Consider the following 14454-nt stretch of genomic DNA (forward strand, 5'->3'; position numbering starts at 1 on the left):
CGTTTTGATGCAGATATCGTTAGTGACTAGTGACTCGATTTCTTGTATTAAGAAGTTTGTACTTTTCTGATTGGAATGGCACAAAGCCTTCTGGCCAGGGGGTGACTGATTCACACAAGAGCCTGTACTGCTCTGGTGCGCTTAAATTGATTTTAATAACAGGGATAGTAGTAATCAGTTCAGGCCCAGTCACTCCGAGCATGCGATTGACGTAGATTAAATCTTCATTCAGATAGTGAGGGTAGTAGCCAAGATGATTCCCCGTACTAGGGTTGATCAGAGAGATTGCGTTCGAGTCAGCTTGATTTCCATCTTCAATAATGCAGGTAAGTTTAATCCTGTTGTTCAGGCTTAACAGTTCTCTTTTAGCTTCGTCGGAAATGTACTTAATTCCGCTCGTGAAGAACTTTAATTTGTATTCGTTGTCAGCCGTCTTCTGTGGAACTTTGATAATTCGAAAATTATCCGTTTTTTTTGATCCGCCTGATGCACTTAGAATGTCGAGCGGGTCATTAGCACCGGGTGCCATATCTAACCAAGAGAGCATGGTGTAATATTCCGGTCGCCGCTCAGGAATCAGTCTGTTCTGGAAGAATGGGAAAAGTTCACTTGATTCATATACTTTGTCTAGCAGATTCATTCGTGGGAATGGAATGAAATTTTTGTTTAGTGCTCCGCGGGTGTAGGTGAAACTATAAATTCCATGAGATTCAGTTAGTTTGGCTACAGGTTCCCACATTGTTGTTTCGGGATCCTGCCAAATTACAAATACACTACTCATATGTTTTAATCTGCCGCTTTCTAAATGATGGATCTAGGTTTTCCTTGAAAAAAGGCGCAAGGGCCATCATATTCGATTTGTTGCAGCAAAGCATTTCGTAGGCAAATTTTTTAGATACATCGCTCATTACTTCCACAGGCACTGGATCAATGATAGCTTGCATTTCCTCAGTAGTCAATTCATTTAGTTGCTCCAGCCAGCTTAGCGCTGCGAGCGGGTTTAATATCCCAAAGTATTCAAATGCTTTTAATGTACGTAATCTTCTATCTTTTAAATAGAAGTATGACTTTGCTCGCTGTACGTAGGTTGAAACATGCTGCCCTCGATCAAGAGATGTTAAACGATTAAACTTTGTTTCGTCGGACTCATTTCTTCCTAGTCCAGCGGCATGATCAAACGATGGTGCTAGATGAAAACGTCCTTTGGCAGTTGCAACCAAACCCCAGTTTTCGCTGTGCCGATCTTGATTTGATAGGAGTGCATCTAGCATCAAGTAACCTGTAAAAAAATCTGCGGCACTTTTAATGCCTGGCCTACTTTTAAATCCTAATGGCTTGTGTCTAATTATGCGTCTCAAAATAATATAGACGTGCATGATGTTCTGGCGTTCATTTTTTTTCTGGGTTTCGTTGTTAATCGGGGCGCTGTAGTTTTTTAAGATTTCATTCCCTGTTACTAAGAATGCATTATCGCTGGAGATAAAATTTTTGGTAATGACTCCACGAGTAGAATGGTCGCGTGCTAGGTCATAGTTTGCGCAGGGGATTAATAGCTTCTTAGCAATTTCGCATGAGATCTTTTCTGACCAATCCTCTCCATCTCTTAAGATAGTGTTATTGGATGCGTCAAAAGTTTCAATTGATTTAAATAAGTAGTAGTTGCCTTGAGGGTCAGAACACCAATATTTTGACTTGGTTCCAAGTGGCTCGTACTCCTCCGGGGTGAAATTTGAAATATCAATAATGTCATAATTCATATGCTTACCAGTTGAATATCCTTTTCGTCATAAAAATTATCGCAATCTAAAGTTTATCGTGGTGAAAATCACAGCAGTTACACCTTTTTGCCCGTAGATAAGCGTGAGAATAATGAGCTAATTGTTGGCTTCGGTGCAACGGTTAAATTGGTAACAAAATCATGAGTGGGGGCCTTATGCTTAGGCTGTGTGAACGTGTCCGCGATTGACTGACCTTATGATTCAAAAGCTCTTTCAGGTGTCATTTCTGCGATATCCCGTTTCGGAGGCTTCGAAACATTTCACGTGCCTCGGGTCGATAGCTATCATTGTGTTCTGCGTGCTTGACTCCTACACAATGATCACCTTGGAAGCATGATGGTCATTTTGTGGGCTTAACAATTTCCAACCCGCCGATACCTCTTCTTAGTCATTTCCTCAGTTGAGTACCCCAGCAAGCGAGTTGCGTGCGTTAGCTCTATATCACTGGTGACTTTGGGGCGGATATCCAACAGGCGATCTACGTCTGCTGACAAGGACGGTTGTGGATGCACTCGACAATGTGTTTCACACTCGGGTCTAAATATACAGCAAGGCATAAGTCTTGCTGCTGGACCTTCGGTAGCCTGGTGAGTTTTCAGACGATACGTTTGCAATCAACCAGCCAGCAGAAGCGTCCCGGGTGATGGCTGTAATGGATGAAATAAATAGTCGCTGGGGAAGGGGGACGCTGCGCGCTGCGATTGTACCGAGCAATCCCGATTGGGGGATGAGGCGGGAGATGATGTGGAAGCCCCTCAGCAGCAGGTTCAACTCACAGGGAGATTCCCATCAGAGCCTGTGACCGAGCATGAATATCTGATGTACCTTGAACCGCTCGTATTATCTGAGCTCATTGTGACGATCAGTCAAATTGACTCGCGAGCCCAGATCTCGCAATAACGATCGCAGTGGGCAGCTTTGTTTCAGCATCGTGTACTGCGTCCGTATTCCAGGAGCAGCAATGTCCAAGACTACTCGTGTATCCTTACCCCCGGCGAGTTCGACTGTATTGTCTAGATAATCTGAGGGCGCATGAACAATCATTTCAATCGATTTGGGGAGGGAGAGGTTGTCGAGTTCCCGAGCGCTGGTTACGCCCGAGTAGATGATGTCGAAATCAGTCGAAGCGGCAGAACTGCCCGTGTCAGCTTCGACGTTGTGGATGCAAATTTTATTGATAGCAACCAGAGTAGGGCCAGAGGTGGGAGGGATTATCGCGTTGATTCCACTCCTGATTTTGATCGCATGCCTCTATTTCATTTGCAGGTAGTATTTTCGACCTTGAAGTCGAGGCAATTGGACGGTCTATGTGGTTACTTTCCGTGCGAGCTATGTTTCCCATACCGATTCAGCAATTACTTAATTCCCGATGAGTTCCTGCGAAAATCAAGGTCGGATAGATACGACGATGGTAGTCAGGGCGGTGATTATGACCCCTCCCGCTGGTTTAAAATAGTCAAAAGCTCTAATTCTGCTGGTCGGCTGGCGACGGCTTACAGTGGACTTTTCTCAAAGCCTGAGAAGGTAAGAGTCCACTTACAGCTTGCGGCTCAGCAGCAAAGGTTGAGCGAAATTTTCACCTTACCCGGCGTTCGTCAGAAGCAATTCGAGACGGCTGATTTAGCTTTGTTCGGTAATGCTGAGTGCGATCACGTAGTCGTATTTGACGTAGGACAGGGTAGTGCCAGTGCTTCGATCTCAGGCAACGCACATGCTGCAAAAGTAGCTGGCACGCCGGAGATCTATTTTGACGCTGGGGCCGGCGTTTATGCCAACCAGAACACTCGTCCGCCAGGCCTCTCGTTGGAGGCTGGCGGTGCGAAAGCGGTTTTCCTCTCTCATTGGGATACCGATCACTGGGCTGGGGCTATGCTGACGCGTCCAGGGGCGGATTCGCTGTTGACGAAGATATGGTATGCGCCGGATCAGGTCGTCGGGCCACGACACGTCGCCTTCGCCAAAAACATTGAGGCTAATGGTGGACGGCTAGTTTTGCTGAGCCCCCCCTCATCGGCCGTGCAAGAAGTTCCGCTTGCTGGAGGTCGCGTTTTACGATGGGCGCAAGGAACAGGTCGGGACAGGAACGATTCCGGACTTGTGGCCGCAATAGAGTGTTCTACACCTGTGGAGCAAAGCATTATTTTGCCGGGTGATTGTGATTACCACTGTTTTAAGCATCTTCAGGCAAAAGCGCCTGTTGGTTTGCTCGTTCCTCATCATGGGGCGCGACTTAGGAGCGCAAGCACCGATGTTCCCGCCCCTCATACTGAAGCGAATGATTCCAAGCTGGTCTATTCCTTTGGCCCGAATAACAAGCACGGCAAGGCTCGGGTTCGGCATCCAACTGCCGAAGCGATTGAGCTCCACAGTGCTTGGGATCATGGGGGATGGCGGGCTCGGCCGGGTTTCGGAGCGGCCGGGCGTAACGTGCGTGGAACCTCTGAGCATTCAGCAGTAGCCAGAGGCGATGTTTGTATCGATTGGCAGCGGTGATCCCCGAGCTCCTCAGACTGGCTCATACGACGATTCAAAAAACTTAGGAGCTACTTAAACCTGAGGCGTCGTCCCGCCGATTTGGGTCGAAAGTCGAAGGGGAGAACGGTCGGCTGTTGGCCAATAGCCGCCGTTTGTGACGGACCGCTATTGGCCCAGGCTGTGTAAAATTTTTTTTCAGTGCGACAGTTACTCATACGAGACTGGAAACCGCGCTTCTAGGCAAAATCCACATCTGCTGACGTGCCGATAAATTTCAGATTTAACGTAGAAGCGCACACTTCGATTTTGGCGACGCGTTTTTACACACTCAGGGCCAAAAGCAGCCGCTGATTCAAGGCTTGGTCAAATGGCATATCGCTAATATGTAACTTACAATGAGGCAGGAAGAGCCTAGGAAACTGCGAGCGATTTAGTGTTTTATTGCGAAAGCTTTTTGTCGAGTCGCTCAACAAAGTCACGTACGTGGTCGTTCAGGAACCACAGCACCGAGTCGAATTGATTTTCACCAAAAGTAATTGGCTCACCCTCAATCATATCCACCCATGTTGCGAACATATCTTGGGAGTACTTGGCTGTATAGTTGCCACACTCGTGCATAAAAATATGACGCAAATTAATTACACAATTGATCCATCTTAGCGAGTAGTCATCGCAGACTCGGGCATTAAGATCGTACTCAGCATTTACGCGGTGAGCAATTTTCAGCGCAGCGGGCCTTACGAGCAATCGTGTTTTAGTGTGACTGAGCAACTCGATTGGTTTTTTTATATCCTGAGGGTTCAGGTTCAGCTGATTTTTTACGTCGTCGAAAAAATCACCAAAAGAGGTCACCAATCCAATGATATTGATGGACCTAGAGAGTTGATCGTATCTGCCATCTTTAACCATTTCACTGATTTGGCCCACGGAGCGAATGGAGGTCACAATTTCCTCAAAGTTTGTGCTAGCCCTGACGGAAGTGTTGTGAAACCGATTTGGAAACTCAGCATGTTTGCTTACTGCAACTGACACCAAATAAAACGTAAGAATTTTCTCTTGCTTTTGTAAGTACAACTCGTACGATCTCTTTAACGATGGATCTGAAATTTCGCGCACCCAATGTTTCATATATTCTGTCCTCGTGATTGAATGCATTATACTTTTGGGTTCTGTTTTTCGAAGTTCAAAAGGTACTGGCTCATTACGATTCCTCCGTGATGCGCATGATCGTAGTCTGCTTTCGGCCAGAAGTAGTTGCTCTAAACTGTCTACAGAAGCATAGATAGGTTACTAAATTATGTGTGGCCAGCGTCGCTGGCCACAGTCTTCAGAGTCAGTTGACTTCTGCCGCTTCTTGTTTCGCTATAAGCATCGCGGACTCGTCTACGTCTAGCACGCCTGAAAAGAACATCGAGTTCTCGGACATACAACGTGGATGATTGAAGTAAGTCAAGTGTTCCGTTATTAGTTTCAATTGAGGCGGTAGAGACAGGTATTCAAGCAATTCTTGAGAGGTAGGCCGTTCACCTGACCAGAGTCTATGGATCACCTTTCTCACCTTTTTCTCACCATTTACGTAGTTAAATTCAGAAATTGTGCTTTCGTCGAAAAATTTGCTCAACGCTGAGTAGTCGGAAACGTATACGCCATCCACAGGCTCCCTAGAGTAGGTCAGAGAATTCAAAATCATTGGCACTAACGTCAGATCGGAGAGTTTCCGGTCGAACAGTGATTCGACGATCTCAGGACGGGCTCTTAAACCGCTTTCCAAACGTTTGACCTGCTTGACTGTATCGGCGATAAACTTGCCATAGCGCAGCGCCTGGACCGCATGGTTGCCCGAGAGCAAAGTGTTCTTGCACTCGATCAGAAACAGCGTGTCATCCAGCAAGAGCAAGGCATCGTACTCGTACTGGGCGTTGTCGATACTGAAGTTGGTAGTTTTACAGCGATAGTCCCGCTCCTGGAAAAACGATACGACCTTATCTTCAAATCCTTTCCCTTTTTTCTCAAATTGTGTTTCGAGCGAGCCCAATCTCGAAAAGAGTACGTTTGGAAGGTTGCTGGACATAACTGCATTTGCGAGCAGTGAAAATTTATGGTCCTGCGAACGGATCAGCGGTGAGTCGTAGAGATCACGGCTATCTTGGCCGAACGTCAGATGATTGATTAGCTTTGAAACGCAAAACTCAGGAATCTGGAATTCCTTGAAGCGCTGCTCCAGCTCTATCTTGTCAAACTCTACTAAGCCGGAGTCGGTCTGTTTGGCTTCTACCATCAACTTCAGCGCGGAATATCCTCGCACCCACTCTCGTAGGGTCAGGCCGTGGTACCGCTCTTGGTCTGAAAAAACGTCAAAGGACAAAATTTCCGATAATGTCGAAAGGGTAATCGCTTCTTCCATTGAAACGAACCGACCGGCTGTAAGGCTCGGTGCTGCCCCTCCTGTGGGCATGACGGGTATGTCCAGTTTAGTCCCGTACGTGAGGCGCATAGTGTTCTGCACCGTCCAGGAGTGAAGCCTACGGTTTGCTAGGAAGTCGTAAACCTCAAGCTCCGAAGGGGCACGGAGAAAAACACAAGTATCAGTGAATTTTGTGTAAAAGCTTTCAGGAAGAGTGTCACGAAGGAACCCGGCCTTTTCCAAGGTGGTGATTTCGCCTCCAAAGAAAAGCGTCCGGTTGGCGACGTCCTCAAGCGCGCCCCAGGTCATCGCGTATAGCTGTATGGATCCTGCTTTGAAGGCGTGATCATCAGTGATCGCAGTTTTTGGTGGAGCGATCATTTTGCCTTCAGAGAGCAATTTGTGCTCATAAGAGAGCATTTTCAACGTCAAGCTCAGCGTGCTGATGATGCTAGAGAAAGCAGCATCCACGTTGACTTCATTACCATCTGGATCCTTGACTATTGCCATTTCTGGCATCGTAAACGGCACTCCCGTATTGGCTATTTCATGCATTTCCTTTTGACCTGCATCATGGAAAAGCTTGAGCTCTCGCGATGCTCGTTCGACATGGCTCCAGAATTGAATGTCTTCAGGAAATTTGGAGATGTCACACTTAGGTAGAGAGGAACGGGTCTGATCAAACAGCTGCTCAACGACCATAACCTTGCGGTGTAGATCAAGAGCGAATTCCTGTGCCTGCGAGTGTTGGTTTGTCAGAGCGGGGGCGTTCAAAAGCGAATCGTAAAACTTGTTACGTTTGGTGCAATTCCCGCGAATCTGAAAAGCCCCAGGCTGTGCCAGTTTTGCTGCAAACTCAGCTGTCACCTCTTCGGTACTGAGGTGTTCAAAAGCTTCAAGGGCTTTGGGTAGGTCAAGATTTTCAAGAGCTTTTTGCAGTTGTTTACGATGATCGTTGTGATCGGCACTCATGGATTATCCTTAAGGTTCGGTTTATAGGGGCAGAGTCGTCTGCCGTTACTAAGCCTGCTTTTCGCTAGCGTGGAATGACCAAGTGCTCCAGCAAGAAAGAATTCTCCCACTTTGTTGTCAGTGCCTCCCTTCGAGGGGCTTCAGTACCTTTTCCAAAAGAAACCGGCGAACATTCGAAGAGTCTTTACATGGCCAATTGCTATCATCACATGATTATGCCGTTATTTGATTGGCAGCGCTGCTCTGGATCGTCCCTAATTTCGTAGATGCTGAAAGACCGTTTTTGGCCGATAGCAGCCTGTCACAAAGGGCAGCTTTCGACCCCAAAGCGGCCAGTCGCACCGTCCAGTTCTTGAGCTACCATCAGGATCAGGGTGGACAATGAACTTGGATATTGGCTGACCTGACTGAGGGCGATTCAATGGTAGGGGCAAGCAAGATGAAATTGAGTTGGCCAGCACAGTCATTGTGAGCTTTTAGGGTGGGAGTATGATTTTCGACGAGAGCGATCGCTTTGAGCGATGGATAAAGGTTTCTATTGGGTTGATGAGGTTCGAGCCCCATCTTATGGGGCTAGTTCAGAGCCTCGGGGACATGGACGTTAAGTTATGTGGAACTGATGAAAAGCTTGTGGATGACTACTGCCAAAAAAATATCTCACCCGCATACGAAGATATTCAAGGACATGTGACCCAGTCATACCTATGGGTACTTGGTGCCTATGAAGTCGTTCGAACGTTGACTCAGCGATTGTCAGAAAATCAGTGCAACGATCCACCCCAGGTTTTTGAGAGTTTTAAGCAGATCAAAGCAAGATTTGCTCGTGTAAGAGTTCCGCTGGCGAAGTTTGAGCCAGCATCAATCCATAAAAAGACAGACAGTCATATCGCCTATCCTGGGTTTGCTTTTGACCTTGGCATCGCTTGGCAGGTAAATCAGGACGTCATCGTCTCTCGTCGCGAGCTTTCTGATGAGCTATTGAATGCGCTTGAACACGCTAGGGTGGAAACCTTACGTAGGTCTCCGAGCTAACAGCTGTATTCAGCGTCTGCATCTGGCCGAATGCTGAAGAGCACCTGGCAATGCTAGTCCTTAGTATTGGGAAACTAAGGCTAGGGTGGCGGTATACCAAAATCTGCGCAAAACCTATGCTGGAGGCCACTGTTTATCGTTTGCTAATGCACGAGAAACCGTTGATTTTGCGATCCTCAATTAAGGAATTTATTCTTCTATTACAACGACTTAGGGCTTTATAAGATCGAACATGGGGTGCTAGGGGTCGAGTGTTCGAATCACTCCGTCCCGACCATATTATTCAATGACTTAGCCACCTTCACGGTGGCTTTTTCATTTCTGCCCTAGTGACTTTTCGAGTGACCTTGGGTTTTCCTGCTATCCCTGCCTCCTTTTCAGGATCGTCAGCGCCGGTGCGCGTGAGTCGGTTAACCGAGAAGTTCCAATAGCCCCATAAGACGAAATGTCAGCAAATCCGGGCTAGAAGGTCTGGGGCTCGAAGCTTATCCATTCAAACTCTCAGCCCCTATCGATCCACCTGAAGCCGCGTGACCAGAGTAGGCTGCCGTTGAGAGCGTGGCTTGCGCGGCCTGATTCATCCAACCATAGAAATCACCGGTCTTCCCACAAGCGCTGTCAGTGCCGGCAGCTCCTTGCTTCGGATGTATTCGATGCTTCCCACCAGGTAGACACAGTCTCTGGCCCGGGAGATGGCGACATTCATGCGTCGGTCGTCTGCATAGAACGTGGCGGGCCCGACGGTACGCACGAACGAGAAGAAGACGACGTCAGCCTGACGCCCTTGGAACGCATCGACGGTATCTACCTCGATTGTCAGATGCTCGCGGAAATCGAGTTTGCCCAGGTCGAACATGTCACTGTCCTTGTCGATTAAGTGATCCACCTGGTTGCAGGTCACGCCGATGATCTGATGCCGGTCGGCGAGGTTGCGCACCAACCACCGAGGAAGTTCGATACTCCCATCGCTGTTCGTGCGTCCGCGATCCAGCTTTTGCCACAAACGCTCTGTGAGCTCCGGCGCTTTCTCCCACGCATCTCTCCATACGGCATCAGCCCGATCAAGCGCTTGGACTTCGATGGAGGCTGGGTTTTCCAGGGTGGAGACCATGAAGCGTGGGTAGCGCATCACCATGGACATATCGGCAACTGAAAGGTGAGTGGTCAGGCGATCAAGAGCGTTGTCGACCGCGACGTGTGTTTCGGAGCTGATGAGGATTCGCGCGTCGGGTTTGCTGCGCAGGGTCTGGAGGATGATCTCCACGATTGCGGTGGTTTTACCGGTACCTGGAGGCCCTTGAAGGAAGAAGATGTCTTCGCCAGCCAGGGCTTTCTGGATTTGGGAGTAGGCATAGATGTCAGCCAGGTAGCACTCCTGCACCGGTGCCATGGCGTGAATAGCCATCGAATGGTTCAGGCCCAGTTCGGCAAGCTCAGCACCTACCTTCGTTTTGCGAGCGGTAGTGTGGGTTTTCTCAGCCGATTTGCTGCCCGATGCATCGTCTCCGGATCCTGCCGCCTCGGTGTAATACTTGGCCAAGATGTTGTTGTGAGCGACGTTGCAGTTAGCACCACTGCGGAATCGCAGGATGTACTTGATCTGCCGTTCATACTTTGCGCGGGTGATCGGATCGGCTGTGATCTCGACGAGCTTGACCAGGTACTCCAGCCAGTCGTCGATGTGATCGATGAGGTCGGGTGCCGGTGAGACAGGGGAGGGGAATGTGCTCAGGTCACCCTGGTTGAAGTGCTCTTTGGATGTCATTTCAGACCCCCTCAACTTTTGGCTTCAAGAGCGACAATGCACCCGCCGGGTTTCGTACGCCAATGCCCATCAGAATCTTGCTCAGCAGTGAGTCGTTTCGTTCCAGTTGCTCGATGCTCAGCGGCAACTCAAGTACCTGGCCAGCCGCGAGTGCCTCGACGATGCGCATGTCATCATTGATGGAGAGCGTGTCCATGTTGAGGTGGGCCATCTCCGCTGCGAGCAGTTTGTCCAAACCCAAGACGAGGCGGTTGACCGTAAATTGGGGCAGGACGTTGATCAGCTCATCGTTGGTGGTGTAGCCCTGTCGTACGGCTTCGGAAATGGCGATGAAGCACTCCCTGAATTGCCAGGCGCCCCATTGGAAGCTGAGCTTCACGCGTATTGTGCTTGATGTGCTCACTATTGCCTCCTTGCTGGGTGACGTACTGACTTGGTCGCCAGGCCGATCGCTGGCCAGTAGATGTCTGCGTCGTCGCGCGCGAGCAAGGTGAATACCTGCTCGATGGTTTTTGAGGGGTGAAGGTCGTTGATCCAACCCATGAGCTTCTTGATTTCATCGCGGCGAAATGTGAACACCTGGCGGGCTGCGTAGAAGTTGTCCTGGTGTTCGCGAGCGGCTGCCAGCGAATGGAAAATCTCCGAGCGCGCTGCCTTGTCCGCGTCGAGTGTGGAAAACTCTTGAAAGTCATGAGCCCACTTGAGGCGATCTCGGAGGCCACCCATTGGCCCAGGAAGGTCGCCGTCGCGGTGCCTGCGCTGTACGCCAGGCGATTGTGCCGCTGCTGCCGATCATGATCGCCCTGACGCTGCTGATCCTCATCCTGCAGGTGCGCTCGATATCGGCGATGGTCATGGTCTTTCTCACTTCGCCGCTGGGCTTGATTGGCGTGGTGCCGGTGCTGCTGTTGTTCCAGCAACCGTTCGGCATCAACACCCTGGTCGGGCTGATCGCGCTGTCGGGGATACTGATGCGCAACACGCTGATCCTGATCGGGCAGATCCATCACAACGAGCAGGAGGGCCTGGACCCGTACAACGCGGTGGTCGAAGCCACCGTACAGCGCGCACGCCCCGTATTGCTGACGGCACTGGCGGCGATTCTCGCCTTCATCCCCCTTACCCATTCGGTGTTCTGGGGCACCCTGGCCTACACCCTCATCGGCGGCACTTTCGTCGGCACCGTCATGACCCTGGTGTTCCTGCCGGCAATGTATTCCATCTGGTTCAAGATCCGCCCAAGCGACCAAACCGATGATTTGAGCGTTGTGGCGAACGCCTGACGCCGCTTGCGACCAACGCGCTCTCCTGCAACTCGGGAGAGCGCCGAACGATACAGAGAGGTTCCAATGAGCAACGTTCAACAGCACACACGCATCGTCGTCACCGGTACCGGCATGGTCGGGCCGTTGGGCTGTGGTGTGGATGAAGTGTGGCGCCGCCTGCTGGCCGGGCGCTCGGGCATTCGCACACTGCCGGCGCACATCACCGAAGGCACGGGCGTGACAGTAGGCGGGCAGGTGCCCACGTTCGAGGAAGACGCGCTGGCGGGTTACCAACCCGAGCAGGTCATCCTGCCGAAGGAGCGCAAGAAGATGGACCGCTTCATCGAATTCGCCCTGATCGCCGCCCATGAGGCGCTGGAGCAGGCGGGCTGGCACCCGACCAGTGAAGCCGAACAGGTTCGAACTGCAACCATCATCGCCTCGGGTGTGGGCGGCTTCGGCGCTGTTGCCGACGCGGTGCGCACCACCGATTCACGGGGGCCGCGCCGGCTGTCGCCATTCACTGCGCCGTCGTTCCTGGCCAATATGGCGGCCGGGCATGTGTCCATCCGCAACGGCTTCAAAGGTCCCCTTGGCGCGCCGGTCACCGCGTGTGCGGCAGGTGTCCAGGCGATTGGCGATGCGGCTCGCTTGATCAGAAGTGGCGAGGCCGACATCGCCATCTGTGGCGGCACCGAAGCGGCGATCGACCGTGTGACCCTCGGCTGTTTCGCGGCAGCGCGCGCTTTATCCACCGGCTACGCCGAGAACCCGCAGCAAGCGTCGCGGCCGTTTGACCGTGACCGCGACGGTTTCGTGATGTCCGAAGGCGCCGGTTTGCTGGTGATCGAATCCCTGGAGCACGCCCTTGCACGTGGCGCCACACCGCTGGCGGAGTTGGTGGGTTACGGCACCAGCGCGGATGCCTATCACCTCACCGCCGGGCCGGAGGATGGCAATGGCGCTCGCCGCGCCATGCAACAGGCGCTGCGGCAGGCGGGCCTGAGCCCGGAGGATGTGCAGCACATCAATGCCCACGCCACCTCCACCCAGGTTGGCGACAACGGCGAGTTGGCCGCTATCAAGACGCTGTTCGGCGCCGATGCAGGCGTAGCTATCACCTCGACCAAATCCGCTACCGGCCACTTGCTTGGCGCTGCCGGTGGCATCGAAGCGATCTTCACGGTGCTGGCGCTGCGCGACCAGATCGTGCCGCCGACCCTGAACCTCGACAACCCGGACGAAGCCGCGACGGGGCTCGACCTGGTCGGGCTCAATGCCCGAAAAATGCCAATCACCTACGCGCTCTCCAATGGCTTCGGCTTTGGCGGCGTGAACGCCAGCGTGTTGTTCCGCCGCTGGGAGGCCACAACGTGAGGGCGGCGCGTGAAACCGTGACCCTCGGCAATGTAGCAGCCGGGCACAGCGGCACGCCGCTGACCGGCAAGATCGTGGCGCTGCTGGCGGGGCTGTCTGCGATCAGCAGCCTGTCCACCAACATCATCCTTCCCGCCTTTGCGGACATCGGCCAGCAGCTCGGCGTGTCGTCTCGCGAGCTGGGCCTGACGCTTTCCAGCTTCTTCATCACCTTCGCGCTCGCGCAATTGGTGGTCGGACCGCTGGCCGACCGTTACGGCCGCAAGCGCCTGGTGCTCGGCGGCCTCTCTATGTTCGTCGTCGGTACCTGGGTTGCTGGCTGTGCCGGCTCATTCGACATGCTGATCGCCGGACGCGTCATCCAGGCCCTGGGTGTTTGCGCCGCCGCCGTACTGGCCCGCGCCATTGCACGCGACCTGTTCGAAGGCGAAACCCTGGCGCGAGCACTGTCACTGACCATGATCGCCACCGCAGCAGCTCCCGGTTTTTCACCGCTGCTCGGCAGCCTGCTGACCACCGCGCTGGGTTGGCGAGCAATTTTCCTGATGGTGGGGATTGCTGCCGTCGTCATCGCGTTTTTCTATGCGCGCGGCCTTGGCGAAACGCTGCCGGCTGAACGCCGAACCACACAGTCGATCCCACAAGTAGTAAGCGCCTACGGCCGGCTGCTCGCGCATAGCCGCTTCATTCTGCCGGGTGCCGCAGTGAGCTTGCTGATGAGCGGACTGTTCGCCTCTTTCGCCGCCGCTCCGGCGATCCTGATCAACGGCATGGGCTTGTCCTCCTTGCAGACGGGGCTGTACTTCGCCGCCACGGTATTCGTAGTCTTCGCCGCCGGCATGTCCGCGCCACGCCTGGCCCGCCGGTTCGGCAGTCGTACCGTTGCTACTGTCGGGCTGAGCACTGCGGTGCTAGCCGGCTGCCTGCTGCTGATGGGGCCGAGCGACCCAGGACTTGGCTGGTACTCGCTGTCGATGGTGATCTTCCTCTGCGGCATGGGCCACGCCAACCCGCTGGGGACGGCCATCACCATGGGGCCATTCGGCAAGGAGGCGGGGCTTGCGTCGGCATTACTCGGGTTTTTGACCATGGGGGCGGCGGCGGTCACTACCTGGTTGGTGTCGGTGCTGGCGTATGCGCCGGTGTTGACCTTAGGCGTTATCCAGACCTCGGTTTGCTCAGTGGCGCTTATAGTGTTCTTTTCGGGTACACAGATCGAAAGCCGGGCGGCTAGACCTTAGAGATTCGATCCCACTGGTGTTGCCAAGCAAAGCGGGCAGGGGGCAGGCGGTTGGTAACCATAAACATTGAGTGACCGAATACTTCGATGACCAACCGTGGGCGGGTACATGAAATAGACGGTCACTGACCTGTAGTGCTCAGGAG

The 14454-nt window shown here is 52.4% G+C and carries 12 protein-coding genes and 1 pseudogene; 6 read left to right on the forward strand and 7 right to left on the reverse strand.

Annotated elements, in window-relative coordinates:
* Nucleotides 1–19 precede the first annotated feature (19 nt).
* Nucleotides 20–781, reverse strand: a complete 762-nt coding sequence (locus WG29040_RS13750) for a hypothetical protein (protein ID WP_127196310.1) — start codon at nucleotides 779–781, stop codon at nucleotides 20–22.
* Complete coding sequence (locus tag WG29040_RS13755; RefSeq protein WP_127196311.1) at nucleotides 774–1757, reverse strand: hypothetical protein; 984 nt, start codon at nucleotides 1755–1757, stop codon at nucleotides 774–776. Before WG29040_RS13755 ends, WG29040_RS13750 begins: the two co-directional genes overlap by 8 nt.
* A 664-nt stretch (nucleotides 1758–2421) precedes the next feature.
* Here WG29040_RS13755 and WG29040_RS24730 point away from each other — a divergent pair.
* Complete coding sequence (locus WG29040_RS24730; RefSeq protein ID WP_372238796.1) at nucleotides 2422–2580, forward strand: DUF4113 domain-containing protein; 159 nt, start codon at nucleotides 2422–2424, stop codon at nucleotides 2578–2580.
* A 230-nt stretch (nucleotides 2581–2810) separates the two neighbouring features.
* A complete protein-coding gene (locus WG29040_RS13770) occupies nucleotides 2811–4271 on the forward strand; it encodes a hypothetical protein (RefSeq protein WP_127196312.1) in 1461 nt (486 codons plus the stop codon).
* A gap of 420 nt (nucleotides 4272–4691) precedes the next feature.
* Here the strand turns inward: WG29040_RS13770 and WG29040_RS13775 are convergent, their stop codons facing one another.
* Nucleotides 4692–5381: a hypothetical protein gene (locus WG29040_RS13775; RefSeq protein ID WP_127196313.1), complete on the reverse strand. Its 690-nt coding sequence runs from the start codon at nucleotides 5379–5381 to the stop codon at nucleotides 4692–4694.
* 205 nt (nucleotides 5382–5586) lie between these two features.
* Complete coding sequence (locus WG29040_RS13780; RefSeq protein WP_127196314.1) at nucleotides 5587–7629, reverse strand: hypothetical protein; 2043 nt, start codon at nucleotides 7627–7629, stop codon at nucleotides 5587–5589.
* A 489-nt stretch (nucleotides 7630–8118) separates the two neighbouring features.
* Between WG29040_RS13780 and WG29040_RS13785 the strand changes: the two genes are divergently transcribed.
* Nucleotides 8119–8661 (forward strand): hypothetical protein, encoded by a 543-nt coding sequence (locus WG29040_RS13785; RefSeq protein WP_127196315.1) that lies wholly within the window; start codon nucleotides 8119–8121, stop codon nucleotides 8659–8661.
* A 577-nt stretch (nucleotides 8662–9238) separates the two neighbouring features.
* Here WG29040_RS13785 and WG29040_RS13790 read toward each other — a convergent pair.
* Genes WG29040_RS13790 through WG29040_RS13800 form a run of 3 tightly spaced genes read right to left on the reverse strand, consistent with a single transcriptional unit; the run spans nucleotide 9239 to nucleotide 11152 of the window.
* Nucleotides 9239–10426, reverse strand: coding sequence for a DEAD/DEAH box helicase (locus tag WG29040_RS13790; protein WP_127196316.1), 1188 nt, complete (start codon nucleotides 10424–10426; stop codon nucleotides 9239–9241).
* Nucleotide 10427: 1 nt separating this feature from the next.
* Entirely contained in the window at nucleotides 10428–10829 is a 402-nt protein-coding gene (locus tag WG29040_RS13795) for a hypothetical protein (protein ID WP_127196317.1), read from the reverse strand.
* Nucleotides 10829–11152 (reverse strand): hypothetical protein, encoded by a 324-nt coding sequence (locus WG29040_RS13800; RefSeq protein ID WP_177412978.1) that lies wholly within the window; start codon nucleotides 11150–11152, stop codon nucleotides 10829–10831. The genes WG29040_RS13795 and WG29040_RS13800 overlap by 1 nt, the downstream gene beginning before the upstream one ends.
* 38 nt (nucleotides 11153–11190) lie before the next feature.
* Between WG29040_RS13800 and WG29040_RS13805 the strand changes: the two are divergent.
* The 3 genes and pseudogenes from WG29040_RS13805 to WG29040_RS13815 form a co-directional block, all read left to right on the forward strand.
* Nucleotides 11191–11709 (forward strand): annotated as a pseudogene (locus WG29040_RS13805) (efflux RND transporter permease subunit); the annotation flags it as partial.
* Nucleotides 11710–11775: 66 nt separating this feature from the next.
* Complete coding sequence (gene fabF / locus WG29040_RS13810) at nucleotides 11776–13068, forward strand: beta-ketoacyl-ACP synthase II (protein WP_127196318.1); 1293 nt, start codon at nucleotides 11776–11778, stop codon at nucleotides 13066–13068.
* Nucleotides 13069–13085: 17 nt separating this feature from the next.
* Entirely contained in the window at nucleotides 13086–14309 is a 1224-nt protein-coding gene (locus WG29040_RS13815; protein ID WP_256681547.1) for a multidrug effflux MFS transporter, read from the forward strand.
* Nucleotides 14310–14454: the final 145 nt, after the last annotated feature.

This window comes from Pseudomonas sp. PAMC 29040 (assembly GCF_003994535.1).
Lineage (GTDB): Bacteria > Pseudomonadota > Gammaproteobacteria > Pseudomonadales > Pseudomonadaceae > Aquipseudomonas > Aquipseudomonas paraversuta.

Excerpts from the sequence above, each read along its gene's own strand:
- WG29040_RS13785 (WP_127196315.1), top strand. The coding sequence starts at position 8,119 with ATGATTTTCGACGAGAGCGATCGCTTTGAGCGATGGATAAAGGTTTCT.
- WG29040_RS13790 (WP_127196316.1), bottom strand. The coding sequence starts at position 10,426 with ATGACATCCAAAGAGCACTTCAACCAGGGTGACCTGAGCACATTCCCC.
- WG29040_RS13800 (WP_177412978.1), bottom strand. The coding sequence starts at position 11,152 with ATGGGTGGCCTCCGAGATCGCCTCAAGTGGGCTCATGACTTTCAAGAG.
- WG29040_RS13770 (WP_127196312.1), top strand. The coding sequence starts at position 2,811 with ATGAACAATCATTTCAATCGATTTGGGGAGGGAGAGGTTGTCGAGTTC.
- WG29040_RS13775 (WP_127196313.1), bottom strand. The coding sequence starts at position 5,381 with ATGAAACATTGGGTGCGCGAAATTTCAGATCCATCGTTAAAGAGATCG.
- fabF (WP_127196318.1), top strand. The coding sequence starts at position 11,776 with ATGAGCAACGTTCAACAGCACACACGCATCGTCGTCACCGGTACCGGC.
- WG29040_RS13755 (WP_127196311.1), bottom strand. The coding sequence starts at position 1,757 with ATGAATTATGACATTATTGATATTTCAAATTTCACCCCGGAGGAGTAC.
- WG29040_RS13750 (WP_127196310.1), bottom strand. The coding sequence starts at position 781 with ATGAGTAGTGTATTTGTAATTTGGCAGGATCCCGAAACAACAATGTGG.
- WG29040_RS13780 (WP_127196314.1), bottom strand. The coding sequence starts at position 7,629 with ATGAGTGCCGATCACAACGATCATCGTAAACAACTGCAAAAAGCTCTT.
- WG29040_RS24730 (WP_372238796.1), top strand. The coding sequence starts at position 2,422 with ATGGCTGTAATGGATGAAATAAATAGTCGCTGGGGAAGGGGGACGCTG.